At 68.6% G+C, this 18,626-nt stretch carries 16 protein-coding genes; 9 read left to right on the plus strand and 7 right to left on the minus strand.

The features are described 5' to 3' along the window. Positions 1-80 precede the first annotated feature (80 nt). Positions 81-626 (plus strand): XTP/dITP diphosphatase, encoded by a 546-nt coding sequence (locus tag EPL04_RS05555; RefSeq protein WP_134670205.1) that lies wholly within the window; start codon positions 81-83, stop codon positions 624-626. A gap of 117 nt (positions 627-743) precedes the next feature. On the opposite strand, the gene EPL04_RS05560 is transcribed toward EPL04_RS05555, so the two are convergent. Next, positions 744-2,288, minus strand: coding sequence for a TrkH family potassium uptake protein (locus tag EPL04_RS05560; protein WP_209019575.1), 1,545 nt, complete (start codon positions 2,286-2,288; stop codon positions 744-746). A gap of 467 nt (positions 2,289-2,755) precedes the next feature. Here EPL04_RS05560 and EPL04_RS05565 point away from each other — a divergent pair, with 467 nt between their 5' ends. Further along, on the plus strand, positions 2,756-2,956 hold the full coding sequence (locus tag EPL04_RS05565; RefSeq protein ID WP_134670319.1) for a DUF7835 family putative zinc beta-ribbon protein: 201 nt from the start codon (positions 2,756-2,758) through the stop codon (positions 2,954-2,956). Positions 2,957-3,035: 79 nt separating this feature from the next. Here the strand turns inward: EPL04_RS05565 and map are convergent, their stop codons facing one another. After that, on the minus strand, positions 3,036-3,926 hold the full coding sequence (gene map, locus EPL04_RS05570) for a type II methionyl aminopeptidase (protein WP_134670206.1): 891 nt from the start codon (positions 3,924-3,926) through the stop codon (positions 3,036-3,038). A gap of 254 nt (positions 3,927-4,180) precedes the next feature. Between map and EPL04_RS05575 the strand changes: the two genes are divergently transcribed. Further along, positions 4,181-6,430, plus strand: a complete 2,250-nt coding sequence (locus EPL04_RS05575; RefSeq protein ID WP_134670208.1) for a hypothetical protein — start codon at positions 4,181-4,183, stop codon at positions 6,428-6,430. A gap of 59 nt (positions 6,431-6,489) precedes the next feature. Here the strand turns inward: EPL04_RS05575 and EPL04_RS05580 are convergent, their stop codons facing one another. Then, entirely contained in the window at positions 6,490-7,344 is an 855-nt protein-coding gene (locus tag EPL04_RS05580) for an isoaspartyl peptidase/L-asparaginase (RefSeq protein ID WP_134670209.1), read from the minus strand. 179 nt (positions 7,345-7,523) lie between these two features. Between EPL04_RS05580 and EPL04_RS05585 the strand changes: the two genes are divergently transcribed. From EPL04_RS05585 to EPL04_RS05605, 5 genes are all read left to right on the plus strand, one after another. Further along, the gene (locus tag EPL04_RS05585) at positions 7,524-8,375 is read left to right on the plus strand and encodes an undecaprenyl-diphosphate phosphatase (RefSeq protein WP_134670211.1); all 852 of its coding nucleotides are present in this window, start codon (positions 7,524-7,526) and stop codon (positions 8,373-8,375) included. Between the two features lie 113 nt (positions 8,376-8,488). Next, positions 8,489-9,142 carry an AIM24 family protein gene (locus EPL04_RS05590; protein ID WP_134670213.1) on the plus strand — a complete coding sequence of 218 codons (654 nt, stop codon included), beginning with the start codon at positions 8,489-8,491 and terminating at the stop codon, positions 9,140-9,142. A 91-nt stretch (positions 9,143-9,233) separates the two neighbouring features. Beyond that, positions 9,234-10,436 carry a bifunctional sugar-1-phosphate nucleotidylyltransferase/acetyltransferase gene (glmU, locus tag EPL04_RS05595; protein WP_134670215.1) on the plus strand — a complete coding sequence of 401 codons (1,203 nt, stop codon included), beginning with the start codon at positions 9,234-9,236 and terminating at the stop codon, positions 10,434-10,436. 1 nt (position 10,437) lies between these two features. Beyond that, positions 10,438-12,228 carry a glutamine--fructose-6-phosphate transaminase (isomerizing) gene (gene glmS / locus EPL04_RS05600; RefSeq protein WP_134670217.1) on the plus strand — a complete coding sequence of 597 codons (1,791 nt, stop codon included), beginning with the start codon at positions 10,438-10,440 and terminating at the stop codon, positions 12,226-12,228. Between the two features lie 79 nt (positions 12,229-12,307). Further along, complete coding sequence (locus tag EPL04_RS05605) at positions 12,308-12,883, plus strand: carboxymuconolactone decarboxylase family protein (protein WP_134670219.1); 576 nt, start codon at positions 12,308-12,310, stop codon at positions 12,881-12,883. A gap of 36 nt (positions 12,884-12,919) precedes the next feature. On the opposite strand, the gene EPL04_RS05610 is transcribed toward EPL04_RS05605, so the two are convergent. The 4 genes from EPL04_RS05610 to EPL04_RS05625 form a co-directional block, all read right to left on the minus strand. Next, positions 12,920-14,215, minus strand: a complete 1,296-nt coding sequence (locus EPL04_RS05610; protein ID WP_134670221.1) for an ArgE/DapE family deacylase — start codon at positions 14,213-14,215, stop codon at positions 12,920-12,922. Positions 14,216-14,328: 113 nt separating this feature from the next. Continuing rightward, positions 14,329-16,002 (minus strand): thiamine pyrophosphate-binding protein, encoded by a 1,674-nt coding sequence (locus EPL04_RS05615; protein WP_134670223.1) that lies wholly within the window; start codon positions 16,000-16,002, stop codon positions 14,329-14,331. Between the two features lie 63 nt (positions 16,003-16,065). Further along, entirely contained in the window at positions 16,066-16,695 is a 630-nt protein-coding gene (locus EPL04_RS05620; protein ID WP_134670225.1) for a hypothetical protein, read from the minus strand. After that, the gene (locus tag EPL04_RS05625; RefSeq protein WP_134670227.1) at positions 16,695-17,177 is read right to left on the minus strand and encodes a DUF4330 family protein; all 483 of its coding nucleotides are present in this window, start codon (positions 17,175-17,177) and stop codon (positions 16,695-16,697) included. The genes EPL04_RS05620 and EPL04_RS05625 overlap by 1 nt, the downstream gene beginning before the upstream one ends. A 219-nt stretch (positions 17,178-17,396) precedes the next feature. Between EPL04_RS05625 and EPL04_RS05630 the strand changes: the two genes are divergently transcribed. Next, a complete protein-coding gene (locus tag EPL04_RS05630; RefSeq protein WP_134670229.1) occupies positions 17,397-18,623 on the plus strand; it encodes a Zn-dependent hydrolase in 1,227 nt (408 codons plus the stop codon). Positions 18,624-18,626 lie beyond the last annotated feature (3 nt).

Consider the following 18,626-nt stretch of genomic DNA (forward strand, 5'->3'; position numbering starts at 1 on the left):
GATTGCGATTCGGGGAGCCCGCGGGGCCGGCGTCGGGCGAACCGACGCCTACTTTCGGCCCGCACGCCAACGCCACGTCCATGGCGATACGCTTCGTGACGAGCAACGAGGGGAAGGTTCGAGAGGCCCGCGAGTACCTGACCGACGAAGTCGAGCAGATCGACTACGACTACACCGAGATCCAGAGCGACGACCTCGCGGAGATCGCGGTCGCCGGCGCCCGGGAGGCCTTCGAGGCGACCGGAAGCGACGAGCCCGTCGTCGTCGACGACGCGGGCCTGTTCGTCGAGGCGCTGGGCGGATTTCCCGGGCCGTATTCGGCGTACGTCGAGGACACCGTCGGCGTCGAGCGCGTCTGGCGGCTCGCAAAACCGGAGGACAACCGGCGGGCGCGATTCCGGGGCGTGGTGGCGTACTACGACGGCGAGCGCGCCGAGACGTTCGCGGGCGCGGTGCCCGGCCGCATCGTCGCGCCCCGCGGCGAAGGCGGGTTCGGCTACGACCCGATCTTCGAACACGAGGGCGAGACGCTGGCGGAGATGAGCACCGAACGCAAGAACGCCATCTCCCACCGCGGGCGCGCGCTGGCGAAGTTCGCCGACTGGCTGGCCGAGCGCGAGGACTGACCAGATCCGGGCGCGGCGGTCGACGCGGGCCGATTTCGAGGCGCGCTCGGCCCGGAATTGGGCCGTTACGCCGCCCGATATCCGAGTAATCGCGTGCTACTCGGACAGCCAGCCCGTCTACCGCCGCCAGTACGACGGCGTGAACACGATCAGCACCGACAGTATCTCCAGCCGACCGATCCACATCAGAAACACCATGTAGAGCTTCGCGGGAATCGAGAACGGCAGGAAGCTGTTCATCGGTCCGACGATGCCGACGCCGGGACCGATGTTGCCGAGGGTCGCGATGGTGACGCTGATGGCTTCGAGCCCCGTGAGGTCGACGCCAGTCCGGAGCGCGTCGAGGAAGATGAGGACGGTCGAAACAGCGAAGATCGAGAAGAACGCGAGGACGAACACGAACACGCCCCGGAGCGCCCCCTCGTCGATCACCGTCTCGGAGAGCCTGATCGGGCGGACCGCTTCGGGGTGGACCGTCGTGAACAGCTCCCGGCCGATCGACTTGCGGATCAGGTACCACCGGACGATCTTGATCGAGCCCGCCGCCGACCCGGCCGATCCCCCGAGAAACATCGCGAGCAGGAGGACGACCTGCGCCGAGGCGTCCCACGTATTGAAGTCCATGCTCGCGTAGCCGGTGGTCGTCACCACCGCCGCGGTCTGAAAGAGGCTCTGGCGGAGCGCGTTCTCGAAGGCGCCCGGGATCGCGCCGACGTTCTCCGGTACCGATTCGAGGCCGAGTCCGCTGAACAACAGCCCCCAGAGGAGCGCCCCGACGACGCCCATCGCGAACAGGTACGATCGAAACTCGGCGTTGTCGGTGAGCCGGCGGGGCTCGCCGTTCAGAGCGTGCCAGAACAGCGCGAAGTTCGTCCCGGCGACGATCATAAAGGCGATCATGGCCCACTGGATCGCGGCGCTGAACGCCTCCGCGCTCCGTGCTTCGGGCGAGAATCCGCCGGTGGGGAGTGTCGTCAGCGCGTGGGCGACGGCGTGGTAGAAGTCCATGTTCGGCGCGGCGCCCACGTAGCCGAGCGCGTAGTAGACCCCGATTGCGAGGACGGTGAACCCGGCGTAGATCTTCCAGAGCGCCCGGGCGGTGTCCTGAATCCGGGGTGTGAGCTTCTCGAGCGAGAGGCCCGGAGCCTCCTCTTTTATCACCTGTGCGCCACCGACCGACAGCTCCGGGAGGATAGCGACCATGAGGACGATGATTCCCATCCCGCCGAGCCACTGGGTGAGCTGTCGCCACAGCAGTACCGACCGCGAGTGGGTCTCGAACGAGATGTCGCCGAGCACGGTCGACCCCGTGGTGGTGAAACCGCTCATGCTCTCGAAGAGGGCGTTGACCGGGTGAGCGATCGTCCCGTCGCCCGCCACCAGATACGGGATCGTTCCCACGATCGGCACCGCCAGCCAGGTGAGCGCGACGAACAGGAACCCCTCACGACTCCCGAGTTCACGGTCCGAGCCGAGGCGTTCGAGCCCGGCACCGAGGACGACCATCGCGGCGATAGTCACCAGAAACGGTACCGGGCTCTCGCGGTAGTAGAGGGCCGCGACCAACGGAAACAGCGGCGTCACCGCCAAGTACTTCAGAACACGTCCCAGAAGGCGCAGGGTCGCTTTGTAGTCGACGTAGACGCCGGATCGCATGCTCATACGGAGGAATGACGCCCCAGCACTGAATAGGCGATGCCTCTCGGCTCGCCTACCCGCCCACAGTCCGAACACCGCCGACCGGACACATACGCGAACCCGCAGTTCCGACTGGAACAACACCACGGTCTCTGGCCGGCGACCGCGAGGCCCCACCGCGGGCGTCGGCGTCGAGTCGCGCCGACCCCAAGCACGTCGGCGCCCGTCGAGACGGACTGACTCCCGCGTTGGCGCGAGCGAGGTGCGAAACGCCGAGGGAACCGATCCTACTATATAAATTGTTCGGCCGTTGCACCGGTTTTTTGTTTCATTACTCTCTCTAACCGTTCTATAAACGGTTTCACCGCTTCTCGGCCAATAATGAGTCATAATCGCGGTACGTGGCGCCGATGAACGATTCGAACGCCACCCAACAGAAGGGGGTTTTTATGCTCGTATCAGCGCAAGAGGAGACCGAGAGGAAAGTCACGATGGCTACACAAAACCAGGGGTTCGAGGCGATCTCGGAAACGTGCGATGAATGCGGCCGCGAGACGCCACACGAGGTGTCCGTCCAGATTCGGACCGAGAGTCAAAAGCGCGAGAACGCGGAATTCTCCCGCGAACCGTACCGTGTCACTGAGTGTCAGGTCTGTGGCGCGTCGGCGAGCCAGCGGATGAACAACGCCTGAGAGCTTATCTCGGGGGGTGTCGTGCGTCGTGGTTCGGTGCGGTGCGGTTCAGTTCGGTGCGGCGCAGTTTTCACGCCGCCTACTTCGTCGTGATCTCACAGCCGTCCTCGGTCACGATGATGGTGTGTTCTTTCTGGCTGACCAGTGCGCCGTCCTCCTCTTTTAGCACCGGGTAGCCGTGGACGATGTCGTTCATCTTGAGCCGGCGCAACGCCATCTCCGCCCGCGAGACGTCGAGCCACCGGGTGGCGAACGGGAGCGTCCGGAACTCCTCGGTGATCTGTTCGAGCGCCTGGCGGGCCTGACGGTCACGGACCGACCCCTCGCGTTCGAGCGCGAAGATCTCCTCGTCGTTGCCCTCCGTCACCTTCCCGGTGCCGTCGGTTGCGAACGGCTCGATCGCGACCACGTCGCCGACTTCGAGCTCGACCCCCTGCGAGACCGCACGGTTCGGGATGTTGGGCGCGGTGTGTTGCTCGTAATGGTCGAGGCCGTGGCCGGTGAGGTTCACCACGGGGTTGTAGCCGTAGCCGTCGATGACCGACTCGATCTCGGCGCCGATGTCGCCGGTCTCGACGCCGGGCTCGACCATCTCGACCGCCGCCTCTAGGGCCTCCTCGCTGGCTTCGACGAGCTCGGGGGTGCCCGAGAGGTCCACCGTGATCGCGGTGTCGGCGATCCAGCCGTCGACGTGGACCCCGATGTCGAGGTTCACCATCTCCTCGCCGAACTCGGTGTCGTCGCCCGCCGCCGGGGTTGCGTGGGCCGCCTCCTCGTCGACGCTGATGTTGACCGGGAAGGCGGGCTCGCCGCCGAGTTCGCGGATGCGGTCTTCTGCGTACTGGGCGACGTCGAGTTGGGTCGCGCCGACTTCGACCCGTTCGGCGGTTTCGGCCCGCACCTGCGCGAGGATCTCGCCCGCCTCGCGGTGCTTCTCGTACTTCTCGGCCTCGAGATCTACGTGACTCATGGCTGGTCGTTCGCCCGACCGAGCAAAATGGTTTGCGTCTCGGCGCGTGCGTCCGAAAACGCGGCTCGCAGGGCGGGATCTGTGGCGACACCGCTGGCGATATTTGCGGACGTTCACATGTCACTAACTTATTAGGGGCCTCGTACCGGCCGCTTAATCCTCCTGTAACCCGGGTAATAGCCCGTCAACCCGCCAAACGGTGCGAAACGGTAGGCCCTGTTTATTGGCGGGTCCGGCGATATGATGGCACGCCTATGCAACGAGAAACTGGCGCAGTAGTGATGGCGATGCTCCTGATGGTCGCCGGCGTCCCGCTGGCGACCGCCGGGGGGTCGTCGACGACTGACGCCGCGAGTCCGAACGGAGTTACCCTCCAAAACGCGACCGTAGATAGCCTCCAACTGGAGAACGTCACGGTCGAGAACGCGACGATCGAACAGTTGAACGTCGACACGGTCGAGGTAGAGAGTCGCGACGAGACCCTCGAAGACGCGACCCTCGAAAACGTCCGGCTCGGGGACCTCTCCTTCGAGAACGTGACGGTCGAGAGCCTCGAGACCGACTCCGAGAGCCTCTCCCAGCAGTTGAGCGGGAACGCCTCCGTCGAGGCGGTCACCGTCTCGGAACTCACTATCGAGCAGATGAACGTCTCGGAGCTGACCGTCGACAGCCTCCGTCTCTCCAGCGGGGCCGGCGCGGAGACGGCCGAGGACACGGACGCCGAGGCTGACGAAGGGACCACCGAGGAAGAAGCCGATGCCGCGGCTGACGAAGAGACCACCGAGGAAGAAGCCGATGCCGCGGCTGACGAAGAGACCACCGAGGAAGAAGCCGATGCCGCGGCTGACGAAGAGACCACCGAGGAAGAAGCCGATGCCGCGGCTGACGAGGAAACGACCGAAGCGGGCGCAGACGAAGAGACGACTGAGGCCGACGACGGCCTCGGTGCCGACGAAGAAACGACCGAAGAGGCCGACGCGCCAGAAGAGACGACCGAAGACGCGGTCGGCGCGAACGAGGAGACGACAGAGGAGGCCGCGCTTCAGGAAGAGACTACGACCGAGGAAGCTGACGCGGCCGACGAAGAAACGACTGAAGCAGACGCGGCGGCCGACGAAGAAACGACCGACGAAGACGCGCCAGAAGAAACGACCGAGGATGCTGACACGGCTGACGAGGAGACGACCGAAGGGGCAAACGCTACCGAGACCGCCGAGTCCGACCAGCAGATGGACTCCGTCGACCTCGATAGTGCGACCATCCAGACTGTGGACGTGCAGTCGATGAGCATCTCGAACCTCGTCGTCCAGAACCTCGACACCGGCGACGTGGGGGCTGACACGGCCGGCGAGGAGGAGACGACAGAAGACGCCGAAACGACCGAGGAAGACGCCGACGCGGCGGCTGACGAAGAGACGACTGAAGAGGCCGACGACGGACTCGGTGCTGACGAAGAAACGACCGACGAAGACGCGCCAGAAGAGACGGCCGAAGACGCGGCCGAAACCGCTGAGGAGACGGCTGAAGCGGCCGGCGAGGAAGCCGAAGAGACCGCCGAAGACGCGGTCGGCGCGGACGAGGAGACGACCGAAGAGGCCGCACTCCAGGAAGAGACTACGACCGAGGAAGCTGACGCGGCCGACGAGGAGACGACCGAGGAAGACGCCGACGCGGCGGCTGAGGACGAAGCGACCACCGAAGCCGATGACGGTCTCGGTGCTGACGAAGAGACCACCGAAGAAGCTGACGCGCCAGAAGAGACGGCCGAAGACGCGGCCGACGAGGAGGACGCCGAGCAGGAAACGACCGCATCCGGCGAGACGATGATCGAGAGCGTCTCGGTCCAGAGCGTGAGCGTCGAGGACGCGACCGTCGGTAGCGCCACCAGCGACCGGTCGACGGCCGGCGACGGCGACATCACCATCCTGACGATTCAGGATCTCTCGGCGCCCTCGGAGGTCCAGACCGGTGACGACTACACCGTCGAGGCCACCGTCGTCAACAGCGGCCAGAGCCAGGCCGTCGAGCAGGTGTCCTACCGCATCGCGGGCAACGTCATCAAGTCCCAGTTGACCCAGATCCCGGCCGGCAACGCGACCACCGTGACGTTCAACGTCTCGGAGATCTCGTTCCCCGGCGGCGAGTACACCCACGGGGTGTACACCCGCGGCACCAACCAGACGGGCACGCTGATGATCAACGAATCCGAGCAGGCAGACGAGCAGATGAACGTCGACGAGGAGACCACGACCGAAGCGGCCGAGGAGACCACCGACGACGGCGCTGAAGCGGAGGAGACGGCCGAAGAAGAAGCCGGCGGGGCTGAGGAGGAGACGACCGAAGAGGAAGCTGACGCGGCCGAAGAAGAAACGACCGAAGAAGACGCCGACGCCGCGGCCGACGAGGAAACGACTGAGGAAGACGCCGACGCCGCGGCCGACGAGGAAACAACTGAGGGAGAAGCTGACGCGGCCGACGAAGAGACCACGACCGCAGAGGCCTGAGCCGCCACTGGACTCGCGGGCTTTTCTTTCTACGCAGTCCGACCCCCGTAGCGACGCGGTCAGTCGCCGCTACGCACGGCGGTCTGCATCCCGTCGCTGTTGAACGCGCTCCCGGCCTCGCCGTCGGCGTCGAGAACGATGACGCCCGCCGACGCGCCGGTGAGCTCTGCGAACTCCTCGATGGCGCGGTCCGCGGCGCGCTGGGCGCCGAGCCCGGATTCGAGGTGACGGACCGCGCGTCGGGTGAGCGTCGCCTTCGCGATGTCTTCGCCCGCGCCCGTGGCGCTGGCCGCGCCCGCCGGGGCCGCGAAGAAGCCGCTACCGATCTGGGGGACGTCGCCGACTCGCCCCGCCAGCGCGAGCCACCGCCCGCCCGTGGAGGTGGCGGCGGCGAACGCCTCGCCGTCGGTGGCGACCGCGCCCACCGTGTCGGCGCCGCCGAACTTCTCGCGGAGCCACTCGAGGTGCTCGCTCGGGGAGCCCTCGGGCGTGTCGTAGCCCTCCCAGCGCTCGCGGGACGACTCGGTCCACAGGTCGACGCCGGTCTCGACGCCGAAGTCGGCCGCGAGATCGACCGCGCGGTCGCCCGAGACGAGGACGTGGGGGGTCTCTTCCAGCACGACGCGGGCCGCCGAGACGGCGTGTTCGACGCCCGGCATCGAGCAGGCCGCGCCCGCCCGGCGGTCGTCGGTCATCACGCCCGCGTCGGTCCGGACTTCGCCGTCGCTCTGGACGGCGCCGCCGACGCCCGCGTTGAACCGCGGCGACGATTCGAGGACTCGGACCGCGCTTTCGACCGCGTCGACGACCGACGACGCCTCGGCGCCGGTCGCGGCCGCGTCGTTCAGGACCTGCTGTCTGGGCTCGGGTTCGTCGGGGGTGTCGCCCGCACCGCCGTGTACGATGACCTTCATGTCAGGGTGTGGCTCGGGAGACGATTTAAACCAACCGAACCGGTGGCGCGGCGGTCCGGCGACCGATCGGGGTCGGCCGCGAGAATCCGACTCGAAAGCCCGCCGAACGCGGACGGGCCGAGACGACGCGGGCGGACGGTATCGGTGGACATATGCCGGGGCGCTGACCCACCACCAGTATGGATCGAGCAACGCTCGTCGCGGTCGTCGCCGGCGTTCTCCAGGGGATCTTCGAGTGGCTCCCCATCTCCAGCGAGGGCAACATCACCGTCTTTCTCACCGCGCTCGGATCGACGCCCGCGGCCGCGGTCCAGTTCTCGCTTTTCCTCCACGCCGGCACCGCGATATCGGCGGCCGTCTACTACCGCGACGAACTTCGGAGCGTCCTCGCCGGGCTCCCGTCGTGGCGACCGCGCGAGGCGTTCGCCGACGGACACGCGACGCTCACGTTCCTCGCGGTCGCGACCCTCGCGTCGGGAGTCGTGGGGATCGCGGCGTACGCCACGCTTGAAACCGCCGTCTCGGCGCTGACCGGCGGGGCGTTCGTCGCGGTCGTCGGCGTCTTGCTCGTGGCGACTGGCGTCCTCCTCCGCGTGGCCGGCGACGGCGAGCGCGACTCGCGCCGGCCGCCGTCGGACGGCACCGGGTTCGGCACCCGCGACGACCCCGACCTCCTCGACGCCGTGCTCGTCGGCTCGCTCCAGGGGCTCGCTATTCTCCCGGGCGTCTCGCGGTCGGGGACGACCACCTCCGCCCTGCTGTTCCGGGGCCACGACGGCCCGTCGTCGTTCCGGCTCTCGTTTCTGCTGTCGATACCGGCGGCGCTCGGCGCGGGCGTGCTCACGCTCGCCGACGGCGGCGTCCCCGGGGTCGCGCCCGCCGCCGGCGCCGTCGCGCTCGCGACCGCGGCGGTCGTCGGCTACCTCACCATCGACGCGCTGATGCGGGTGGTCGAACGGGTCCCGTTCTGGGGGGTCTGTGTGGGGCTGGGCGCGCTGGCGATGCTCGGGGGCGCGGCGCTGGCGATCTGATCGCGGCGTCCCAGCCGATACACCCAGATCTCGTCGACTCCGCCCGACACAAAGGTTTTGTCGGCTCGATCCGTCACACCGGACGAGCCGCCCTGATTCGGCTCGGTATAACGATGGACATAGATAAATTCAGATCCGAACACGTCCCGACCGACTCCGACGAGACGTTCCAACTCGAAAACAGCTACACCCTCGACGTGGCCGTCGACGGCTCCGTGATGGCGAAAGCCGGTTCGATGGTCGCCTACACGGGCGACCTCTCGTTCACCGGCCAAGCCTCGGCCGAGGGCGGCATCAAGGGGTTCCTCAAGGAGGCCGCCTCCGGCGAGGGCACGCCGGTGATGGCCGTCGAAGGCGAGGGCCACGTCTACCTCGCGGACCACCAGAAGAAAGTGCAGGTGCTCGAACTCGGCGCCGACGACGCCATCACTGTCAACGGCGAGGACGTCCTCGCGTTCGAGTCGGGGCTCTCCTACGAGATCGACAAGATCGACAGCCTTGCGGGGTCGTTCGCGGGCGGGCTCACGAACGTCTACCTCCAGGGGCCGGGCCACGTCGCGATCACGACCCACGGCGACCCGCTGGTTCTCGACCCGCCGGTATCGACCGACCCGAGCGCGACCGTCGCCTGGAGCGGGACCTCGCCCGACGTGGAGATCAACAAGAGCCTCTCCGATATGGTCGGTCAGGAGTCGGGCGAGCGCTTCCAGTTGAACTTCGACGGGCCGGACGGCTTCGTCGTCGTCCAGCCCTACGAGGAGCTGTAATCGGGTCGCTCCGACCGCGGCTCGGGCCGTCGGCGAACCGTCGATCCGCGAAAGCCGAACCTTCATACGCCTTCTGCTTGTTGCACTACCTATGACAGTTCGCGCCGCCGTCGTGTTGGCCGCGGGCGAGGGCACCCGACTCCGGCCTCTCACCCGCAACCGCCCGAAGCCGATGCTCCCGGCCGCAGACCGCCCCATCCTCGAACACGTCTTCGACGCGCTCATCGGAGCCGGGATCGAACGCCTCCACGTCGTCGTCGGCTACAAGCGCGACCGCGTCCAGGACTACTTCGGCCCGACCTACCGGAACGTCCCGGTCAACTACGTGGCCCAGAACAAGCAACTCGGGAGCGGCCACGCCCTCCTCGAGGCTCGCGAGGCCGTCGCGAGCGAGGACGGCTTCCTGGTGGTCAACGGCGATCAGGTGATCGAACAGCGGATGGTCGAGGACGTGCTCGACGCCTTCGAGGACGACGACGGGGGCGCTATGCTGGCGGTCACCGAGCAGTCCGACGTCTCTCACTACGGCGCGGTCCGCACCGAGGGCGACCGCGTGGTCGAACTGGTCGAGAAGCCCGAGACCGACGAGTACCGCCTGCTCAACGCCGGCGTCTACGCCTTCGACGCCTCCATCTTCGACGCCGTCGACGAGACCCCCCGCGTGCGAGGCGAGCTCGCGCTGACCGACACGCTGTCGCGGCTGATCGACGAGGACGTGGCGGTCGGCGGGGTCACCACCGAGGGGCTCTGGGTCGACGCGACCTACCCGTGGGACCTGCTCGACGTGTCTCGGGAACTCCTCTTGGAGGGCCGGGTGACCGAGCCCGAGCGCGGGGAGGCGGTCTGGGTCGCCGACACCGCGAGCGTCCACGAGGACGCGACCCTTCAGGGGCCGGTCGTCGTCGGGCCCGACTCGGAGGTCCGACCGGGCGCGGTCGTCGGTCCGTTCGCGGCGGTCGGTCGGAACGCGACCGTCGGCGCGAACGCTGTCGTCTCGCGGTCGGTGCTCGACACCGACACACGCGTCGGGCCGAACGCCACCCTGCTGGACTGCGTGACCGGACAGGCCGTCTCGCTGGGCGCCGGCACGACGGTGCCGGGCGGGCCCGGCGACGTGCGCGTCGAGGACACCGTCTACGAGGGCCAGCGCCTCGGCGCGCTGGTGGCCGACCGCGTCCGAGCGGCCGGCGACGTGAGCTTCGCGCCCGGCACGCTGGTCGGGCCGAACGCCACCCTCCACACCGGCGTCTCGATTTCCGAAAACGTCACGGAGGGCGCGGAGGTGTTCCGGTAGCATGTGCGGCATCATCGGGTGTACGGGCCGGGAGACCGAGACCCTCGACGTCCTCCTCCACGGGCTCGATACCCTCGAGTACCGCGGCTACGACTCGGCGGGCGTCGCGCTCGCCAACGGGACGGTCGAGGTCTGCAAGCGTGAGGGCGAGATCGACCGCCTCCGGGCGGCGGTCGACCCCGCGATGGACGGCCCGGTCGGCATCGGCCACACGCGGTGGTCGACCCACGGGCCGCCGACCGACGAAAACGCCCACCCACACACAGACTGCACCGGCGACGTGGCCGTGGTTCACAACGGCATCATCGAGAACTACGACGAGCTCAAGGCCGAGCTGACGGCGGCTGGCCACGAGTTCGAGAGCGACACCGACACCGAGGTCGTCCCCCACCTCGTCGAGGACGCGCTCGCCGACGGGCTGAGCCGCGACGAGGCGTTCCGGTCGGCGGTCGCCCGCATCGAGGGGAGCTACGCGCTCGCGGCCGTGTTCGCCGGCTCCGAGGCGATTTTGGCGACCCGCGAGGGATCGCCGCTGGTGGTCGGGGTCGGCGACGACGCGGCGTACCTCGCGAGCGACGTCCCCGCCTTCCTGGAGTACACCGACCGCGTGGTGTACCTCGACGACGGCGAGTTCGCGCGGCTCGAATCCGGCTCGTGGACCGTGACCGACGCCGAGGGCCGACTGCTCGAGAAGTCGATCTCGCAGGTCGAGTGGGACGCCGAGGAGACCGCAAAGAGCGGCTACGACCACTACATGCTCAAGGAGATCCACGAACAGCCCCGGGCGCTCCGGAAGTGTCTGCGGGGCCGGGTCGACGAGCTGACCGGGACGGTCGACGTCGAGGCGCTCGAGGGGCTGACCGCCGAGTCGGTCCAGTTCGTCGCCTGCGGGACGAGCTACCACGCCGCCCTCTACGGCGCCCAGCGCCTCCAGGCGGCCGGCGTGCCCGCACAGGCGTTTCTCGCAAGTGAGTATGCGACCGCGCCCGCACCGGTCTCGGAGGGGACGCTCGTGGTCGGCGTGACCCAGAGCGGCGAGACCGCCGACACGCTGGCGGCGCTCCGGCGTGCGCAGGCCCGGGGCGTCGAGACGCTCGCGATGACCAACGTCGTCGGCTCGACCGCCGCCCGCGACTGCGACCGGACGCTGTTGATCCGGGCCGGCCCCGAGATCGGGGTGGCGGCGACCAAGACCTTCTCCTCGCAGGTGGTCGCGTGCAACCTGCTGTCGGCGACGCTGGCCGACCGCGGCGACTCCCGGGAGATCGTACAGGCGCTCCGGGACCTGCCCGGACAGATCCAGGAGGTGCTCGACTCCTCGCGCGCGGAGGCGGTCGCCGAGCGGTTCGTCGACAGCGACGGCTACTTCTTCATCGGGCGGGGCCACCAGCACCCCGTCGCGCTCGAGGGCGCGCTCAAGATGAAAGAGATCACCTACAAACACGCCGAGGGGTTCCCGGCGGGCGAGCTGAAACACGGGCCGCTCGCGCTCGTGACCGCCCGGACGCCCGTGTTCGCGATCGTTACCGGCACCGACGAGGAGGCGACCAAGACCGTCGGGAACGTCAAGGAGGTCGAGGCCCGCGACGCCCCCGTGGTCGCGGTGACCGACGGCGCCTCGACGGTCGACCGCTACGCAGACGCGGTGTTAGAGCTCCCAGAGACGGAACCGTGCGTCGCGCCCGTACTGGCGAACGTCCAGTTACAGCTGGTGGCCTACCACGTCGCGAACAAGCTCGGCCGATCGATCGACAAGCCCCGGAATCTGGCCAAGAGCGTGACGGTCGAGTGAGGCGACCGACGGCCCGTCGCGGTGTCGGTCCGGGCCCTCGACCCGCACGATTTATTCTCGCGCGGCGGGAGGTCAGCCCATGGCTCGCATCCCGTACGTCGATCAGGAAGACCTGCCCCCGGACAGACAGTCGCTACTGGACACGCTCTCGGACGAGGCCGAATCGAGCGACGCCCACTCGCTGGGCGGCGAGACGCTGAACGTCTATCGGGCGATGGGGAACAACGCCGACCTCCTGGCGGCGTTTCAGACCTACGGGTCGGCGGTGTGGGACGAGAGCGGACTGTCGGCCCGCGAGCGGGAGTTCGTGATCCTGTCGGTCGCGTTCCACGCCGACTCGGCATACGAGTGGCACCAGCACGTCCGGGTCGCGCTCGACGAAGGGCTGACCGTCGAGGAGATCCGGGCGGTCTCGGGCGGGGACCGCGAGCGGTTGGACGAAGACGCCCGCACGCTCGTCGCGTACGTCGGCGCGTTCGTCGACGGGACCGTCGACGACGACGACCACGACCGGCTCGCCGCCCGCTACGACGACGAGACGGTCGTCGGCATCGACCTGCTCGCGGGCACCTATCTTGGCCTCGCGCGGGCGCTCGACGCGCTCGCGGTCGAGACCGAGGTCGAGTTCGTCGGGTGGGACCTACAGAACCGCTGAGCGCGGCTCGGACCGCGGGTCGGGCGGCGGCGGTCCTCAGGCCGTCTCGCACCAGTCGACGGCGGTGAGCGCGACGGTCTGGGCGACTTCGACGAGCGAGTCGACGTCGACGTACTCGTCGGCGCCGTGGACGCGGCCGCCGGTCGGCCCGACGCTCGGACACGGGATGTCGTAGTAGTTGACGTAGAACCGCTCGTCGAGGCCGGCGAGCCCGCCGGTCCACTCGCCGTCGGCGCCACAGACCGCCTCGGCGTTGCGTTTGGTCAACTGGGCGAACTCGTGGTCCGTGTCGAGGTAGTGGGGGTTCGCGTTCCACCCGAACCACTCGAACTCCGGGGGGTTGTCGGCGAGCCACTCGTCGGTCTCGACGACCGACCCGACGGCCTCGCGGACCTGTTCGCGGACCTCCTCGCGGGTCTCGCCGGGCGGCCACCCGATGCGACACTCGACGGTCGCCTCGTCGGGAACCGTCGAGGGCCAGTCTCCGGACTCGAAGATGCCGACGTTGAGGTTGGTCACCTCGCCCTCGGCGTCCGGATACTGGTTTACCGCCGGCTCGAACGAGATCCGGGACTTGCGCTCTCGGTCGAGGTCCGCGAGCGCCTGAACGATGTCGACCGCTTTGTTGATGGCGTTGACGCCGGCGAACCCGTGTGCGGCGTGGGCCGCCGTTCCGGGCACCGTGATCTGGAAGTACATCGCGCCGGCGCTCGCGACGCCGACGTTCGGGACGCCGTACGGCTCGGTGATGATGGCGGCGTCGGGGCGATACCCGCGTTCGAGCGCCGAGAGCGCGCCGCCGGTCCCGCCCGCCTCCTCGTCGATGGTCGACTCGATCACCACGTCGCCGGCCAGTTCGACGCCGAGGTCCCGCAACGCTTCGATGGCAAAGACGTTGGCCGCGAGGCCGCCCTTCATGTCGCAGGCCCCGCGACCGTACACCCTGCCGTCCTCGCGGGTCGCGGTCCACGGGTCGTGGGTCCACTTGTCTTCGGTGACCGAGACCACGTCGATGTGCCCCGCGAGCGCGATCGACCGGCCGGTTCCGGTCCCCTCGACGGTGGCCGCGACGTTCGGCCGGTCGTCGTAGCCGTGTTCCTCGTAGGTGTTGGTGTCGAAGTATCCGGGGTGGTCCCGGAGGGCCTCGACGTCGGGCTCCCAGACGTCGACGTCGAGTCCCATCGACTCCAGCTTCTCGACGACGACCGACTGGGCCGCTTTCTCGTGGCCGGAGACCGACGGTTCCTCGATCAGGTCCGCGAGCAACGACAGCATCCGATCGCGGTTCTCGTCGATGGACGAGCGAATCTCGCGGCGGATTTCGGAGCTCATGCGTGGGTATGTCACGCAAATGACTGCAAAAAGTCTACGGGTCTCGGAGGGAGAGTCCCGACGGAAAACCGCACGGTCGGCCCCGCGGCGACTCGGACGGCGAGCGGTCGCCGTCAGTCCCGGATCAGCGCGTCGACCACCGACGGGCCGGCGGCGTCGACGGCCTCCCGGATCGTCGCTTCGATCTCGTCGGGCGACTCCGCGCGGTGGGCGGTCGCCCCGTGGCTCTCGGCGTTGGCCACGAAGTCGACCCCGGGGTCGAAGTCCATGCCGGTGAACTCGTAGTCGGACTCCTCGCCGCCGAGCATCCGGAGCGTGTTGTCTTTCAGGATGCGGTAGTTGCCGTTGTTCGCCACCACGACCGTCAGATCGACGTCGTAGCGAGCCGCGCTGTACAGCGTCTGGGGGTAGTAGAGGTACGAGCCGTCGCCCACGAACCCGATCACGTCCCGGTCGCCGCCGGCTTCGGTCTCGGCCATGGCCGCCCCGACGGCCGCCGGCAGGCCGTACCCGAGCCCGCCGCTCTTGTTCGAGAGGTAGCCCTCGGCCTCGAAGTCCATCTCCCGGCGCAGGGCGATCCCGCTCGTGACGGCCTCGTTGACGACGAGCGCGTCGTCCGTGGCGTTTCGAATCGCCTCTGCCAGTTGGGTCTTGGTCGCCGGGCCGTCCGCCGGGGGCGATTCGTCGCTTCCGCCGACCGAGTCGGCGACCTCCCGCACGCGGGCCAGCCGCCGCTCTCGCTCGGCGTCGTCGACCCTGCCGGCGACGTCGTCGGCGATGGCGCCGAGGATGCGTCCCGGATCGCCGACGACCGCGACATCCGCCGGCTCGTTCTTGCCGACCTCCCACGCGTCGTCGCTGACGTGGACGAGCGTGGCGTCGCTGGGAAGCCGCTCGCCGGCGTACTTGAAGGAGGTCGTGTCGGTCGACCGCCCGACCAACAAGAGCACGTCGGCCCCGTCGGTCAACTCCGCGACCGCGTCGCCGTCGCCGGGGAAGCTCGACACCCACTGCTCGTGGCCGGTCGGCATGTTCACCTCGCTCGTGATGTACTCGCCGTGGACGCGGGCGCCGCTGACCTCGGCGAGTCGCGTCGCGCTCTCGACCGCGTCGCTCCCCGACCGGGCGATGGCGTCCCCGAGGACGAACACCGGCTCGTCGGCGTCGACGATGGCGTCGGCGGCCGCGGCCACCTGCTCGGGGTCGCCGGCGCCGGCGTCGGGGATCGCTCCGAGTCGCTCGGGCGCGTCGTCGGTCTCGTCTCGCATCACGTTGGCCGGGAGCCCGAGGAAGACCGGCCCGGTCGGCGGGGTCAGCGCGACCCGGACCGCGCGCCGAAGCATCGTCGGCAACGCCTCGACGTCGGTCACCTCCGCGCTCCACTTGGTGAAGGGCTCGGCCATCTCCGCGACGTCGCCGTGGAGGATGGGCTCCTCGTGCTGGAAGTCGGTGCTGTAGTTGCCCGCGGTCACGAGCAGGGGCGCTCCCGCGAACTCCGCCCCGTAGAGGTTCCCGAGCCCGTGGGCCAGCCCCGGTGCGACGTGGAGGTTCACGACGCCCAGCGGGAGGACGTCCGGGTCGGCGTCGGCGTGCTGGCGGCGCGTGGACGCATAGCCCGCGGCCATCCCGACCGCGACGTCCTCGTGGAGGCCGAGCACGTAGTCGATCTCGGTGTCGGGCAGGGCGTTGACCACCGGCAGTTCCGTCGTCCCGGGGTTCCCGAAGAGTTTGCTCACGCCGTACTGGTCTAACGCGTCGAGGAACAGGTCGGCTCCAGTCCGTGGCATTCGGTACGATATCTCAGCAAAGCGCCTTAACTGTTCGTGCCGCTCGCCGGGACACGACGGGGGCTACTCGCGGTCGGGCCGGTCGGGCGGCTCCGGCGGTTCGAGCGCGGCCCGGAGGAGCCGAACCGAGCGCGCTCTCGCGAGGGCGTCCCACGGCGCCGTGATCCGGGTTCCCGCGAGCGCGAGTCCGAGCGCGAGGACGCGGACGAGGATCGCTTCGGTCGAGACCGAACCGGCGAGTCCGACGAGGGCGGTGTTCGCGAACACGCCGAGCGCCGCGACGAAGCTCACAGCGCGAATCGGGGCGTCCCGGAGCGCCGTCGTCGTTTCGGCGCCGAGCTCCCGGAGACCCGAGGCCAGCCAGACGCGCTCGACGACCGGCCCGACGCGGTCGAGGAGCGCGACGAGCGGACCGACCGCGTAGGTGTCTCGGAGGTCGATGACGATGACGTCGGGGTCGGGTTCGGTCGTGAGCCACCGATACAGCGCGGCGTTCCGAACGTATCGTCCGAGGCGTCGGCCCGCGCGGGCCAGCGTCGACTGGCTACTCGCGACACCGAGATCGCGCGCCGACCCCGCCCAGACGCCGGCGAGCCACGAGGCCGCGAGCCAGACTCGGACCGACTCCACGGCAGACCGGGCGACCCCGACCGCCGTCGACCCGTCCGTCGCACGCTCGGATTCGGCGACCATCAGTTCCCGGGTGAAAACGCCGTGACGTGTCCGTCGAGAGTCACCGGGCCGAAGTCGAGTTTCAGCTGTCGGCCGACTTCCAGCGGTTCGCCCTCGAAGCGGACGCCGTCGTCGGTCTCGGTGGTGTTGAGAGTCAGTTCGAGTGTCACGGTCTGCTTTCGCGGGTGGGTCCGCTCGTGGAGGTTCCCGTTCTGGTCTTTGACTACGACTTCGGTCGGCCGGACTGACTTGTTCTCGACGGCCGCGACCGATTCGGAGTCGATCGGCCCCTCGGGGACGGCGTCGGCGACGTACGGCTGGACGCCGGTGATTTCGAAGGCGACGGTGGTGGTCGTCTGGCGATCAGTGTTCGTCTGTTGACCGTCGTCGCCGAGGACCAACGCCGCGCCGGCGGCGACGACCGCGAGAACGAGGAGGACGGCGAGCGCGTCGATGATGTTGACGGTGCCGAAGAGCCGGCCCTTGTCGTCGATGAGATCCATAGTTCGTGACTCCGTCTCTGTGTTCACAAGCGTGGTCAGGCCGGTCGTTAAACTGTTGTGTTTCTCGCGCGGATCGCCTCCAGTACGGGGGGAGCGGTTGCCGCCACCCTCGTCTCGACGTTCCACGTCGAACTGAGCCGCGAGATTCCGGCGCTATTTCGCCACACGCCACCGGAAACAAACAGGTAAGCTGACGTTTTGGGGTGAGTAGGGATCGGTATGCTACAGATTGACGCAGACCGATTCCGGGAGAGCTTCGAGTCGTACTCCGAGATCGGCGCCACCGACGACGGCGGCCTGCATCGCCTCGCGCTGACCGACGCCGACGAGCGGGTCCGCGAGACCTTCGTCGCGGACCTCGAATCGCTGGGGCTCGACGTCCGGGTCGACGCGGTCGGCAACGTCTTCGGCCGGCGCGAGGGGACGAATCCGGACGCCGATCCCGTCCTCGTCGGCTCCCATCTGGACTCCCAGCCGTACGGCGGGCGCTACGACGGCCAACTGGGCGTGCTCGCGGCCCTGGAGACGCTCCGAACGCTCGACGACGAGGGGATCGAGACCGACCGCCCGATCGAGATCGTCGACTGGACGAACGAGGAGGGGTCTCGCTTCCAGCACGCGATGCTGGGAAGCGGGGTGTTCGCGGGCGTCACCGACCTCGACGAGGCGCTCGCGCTGACAGACGCCGACGGCGCCAGTCTGGGCGAGGAACTCGAACGCATCGGCTACGCCGGCGACGCGGACGTCTCGCCGTTCGACGTCCACAGCCACCTCGAACTCCACGTCGAACAGGGGCCGACTCTCGACGCCAACGAGACGTCCGTGGGGGTCGTAGAGGGCGTCTTCGGCATGGCGTGGCAACGAGTCACCATCCGCGGGGAGTCCGACCACGCCGGGCCGTCGCCGATGCACACCCGCACCGACGCGATGGCCGCCGCCGCGGACGCCGCCTCGGAGCTCAACGACCTGCCGAACCGTCTCGGCCCGGACGCGGTGGCCACCATCGGAAAGTTCTCGGTCGAGCCCGACTCGGTGAACGTCATCCCGAGCCGCGCCGAGTTCACCGTCGACATCCGATCGTACGACGACGCGCTGGTCGCCGATGCCAAAGCCGCGATCCGCGACGAGGTCGAGGCGGCGTGTCGGCGCCACGGTACGGACTACGAGATCGAAGACGTCTGGGAGATCCCCCACACCGAGTACGATCCGGAAGTGCGGAAGGTGGTCGCCGACGCCGCCGAAAGAGCCGACGTTTCGTACGAACGGATCGTCAGCGGGGCGGGCCACGACGCCAAGTACGTCAACAATCTGGCGCCGACCGCGATGGTGTTCGTGCCCTCGGTCGACGGGATTACCCACAACGAAGCGGAGTTCACCGAGTGGGACGACTGTGTCGCCGGCGCGAACGTCTTCGCGAACGCGACCGTAGAGCTGGCGACGGAGTGACGC

This window comes from Halorussus marinus (assembly GCF_004521895.1).
GTDB lineage: Archaea > Halobacteriota > Halobacteria > Halobacteriales > Haladaptataceae > Halorussus > Halorussus marinus.

What these genes read in the sequence shown, in the direction of transcription:
- EPL04_RS05560 (WP_209019575.1), bottom strand. Translation starts at nt 2,288, where the DNA reads ATGAGCATGCGATCCGGCGTCTACGTCGACTACAAAGCGACCCTGCGC.
- EPL04_RS05565 (WP_134670319.1), top strand. Translation starts at nt 2,756, where the DNA reads ATGGCTACACAAAACCAGGGGTTCGAGGCGATCTCGGAAACGTGCGAT.
- EPL04_RS05615 (WP_134670223.1), bottom strand. Translation starts at nt 16,002, where the DNA reads ATGCCACGGACTGGAGCCGACCTGTTCCTCGACGCGTTAGACCAGTAC.
- map (WP_134670206.1), bottom strand. Translation starts at nt 3,926, where the DNA reads ATGAGTCACGTAGATCTCGAGGCCGAGAAGTACGAGAAGCACCGCGAG.
- EPL04_RS05625 (WP_134670227.1), bottom strand. Translation starts at nt 17,177, where the DNA reads ATGGATCTCATCGACGACAAGGGCCGGCTCTTCGGCACCGTCAACATC.
- glmU (WP_134670215.1), top strand. Translation starts at nt 9,234, where the DNA reads ATGACAGTTCGCGCCGCCGTCGTGTTGGCCGCGGGCGAGGGCACCCGA.
- EPL04_RS05590 (WP_134670213.1), top strand. Translation starts at nt 8,489, where the DNA reads ATGGACATAGATAAATTCAGATCCGAACACGTCCCGACCGACTCCGAC.
- EPL04_RS05555 (WP_134670205.1), top strand. Translation starts at nt 81, where the DNA reads ATGGCGATACGCTTCGTGACGAGCAACGAGGGGAAGGTTCGAGAGGCC.
- glmS (WP_134670217.1), top strand. Translation starts at nt 10,438, where the DNA reads ATGTGCGGCATCATCGGGTGTACGGGCCGGGAGACCGAGACCCTCGAC.
- EPL04_RS05610 (WP_134670221.1), bottom strand. Translation starts at nt 14,215, where the DNA reads ATGAGCTCCGAAATCCGCCGCGAGATTCGCTCGTCCATCGACGAGAAC.
- EPL04_RS05605 (WP_134670219.1), top strand. Translation starts at nt 12,308, where the DNA reads ATGGCTCGCATCCCGTACGTCGATCAGGAAGACCTGCCCCCGGACAGA.
- EPL04_RS05620 (WP_134670225.1), bottom strand. Translation starts at nt 16,695, where the DNA reads ATGGTCGCCGAATCCGAGCGTGCGACGGACGGGTCGACGGCGGTCGGG.
- EPL04_RS05580 (WP_134670209.1), bottom strand. Translation starts at nt 7,344, where the DNA reads ATGAAGGTCATCGTACACGGCGGTGCGGGCGACACCCCCGACGAACCC.
- EPL04_RS05575 (WP_134670208.1), top strand. Translation starts at nt 4,181, where the DNA reads ATGCAACGAGAAACTGGCGCAGTAGTGATGGCGATGCTCCTGATGGTC.
- EPL04_RS05585 (WP_134670211.1), top strand. Translation starts at nt 7,524, where the DNA reads ATGGATCGAGCAACGCTCGTCGCGGTCGTCGCCGGCGTTCTCCAGGGG.
- EPL04_RS05630 (WP_134670229.1), top strand. Translation starts at nt 17,397, where the DNA reads ATGCTACAGATTGACGCAGACCGATTCCGGGAGAGCTTCGAGTCGTAC.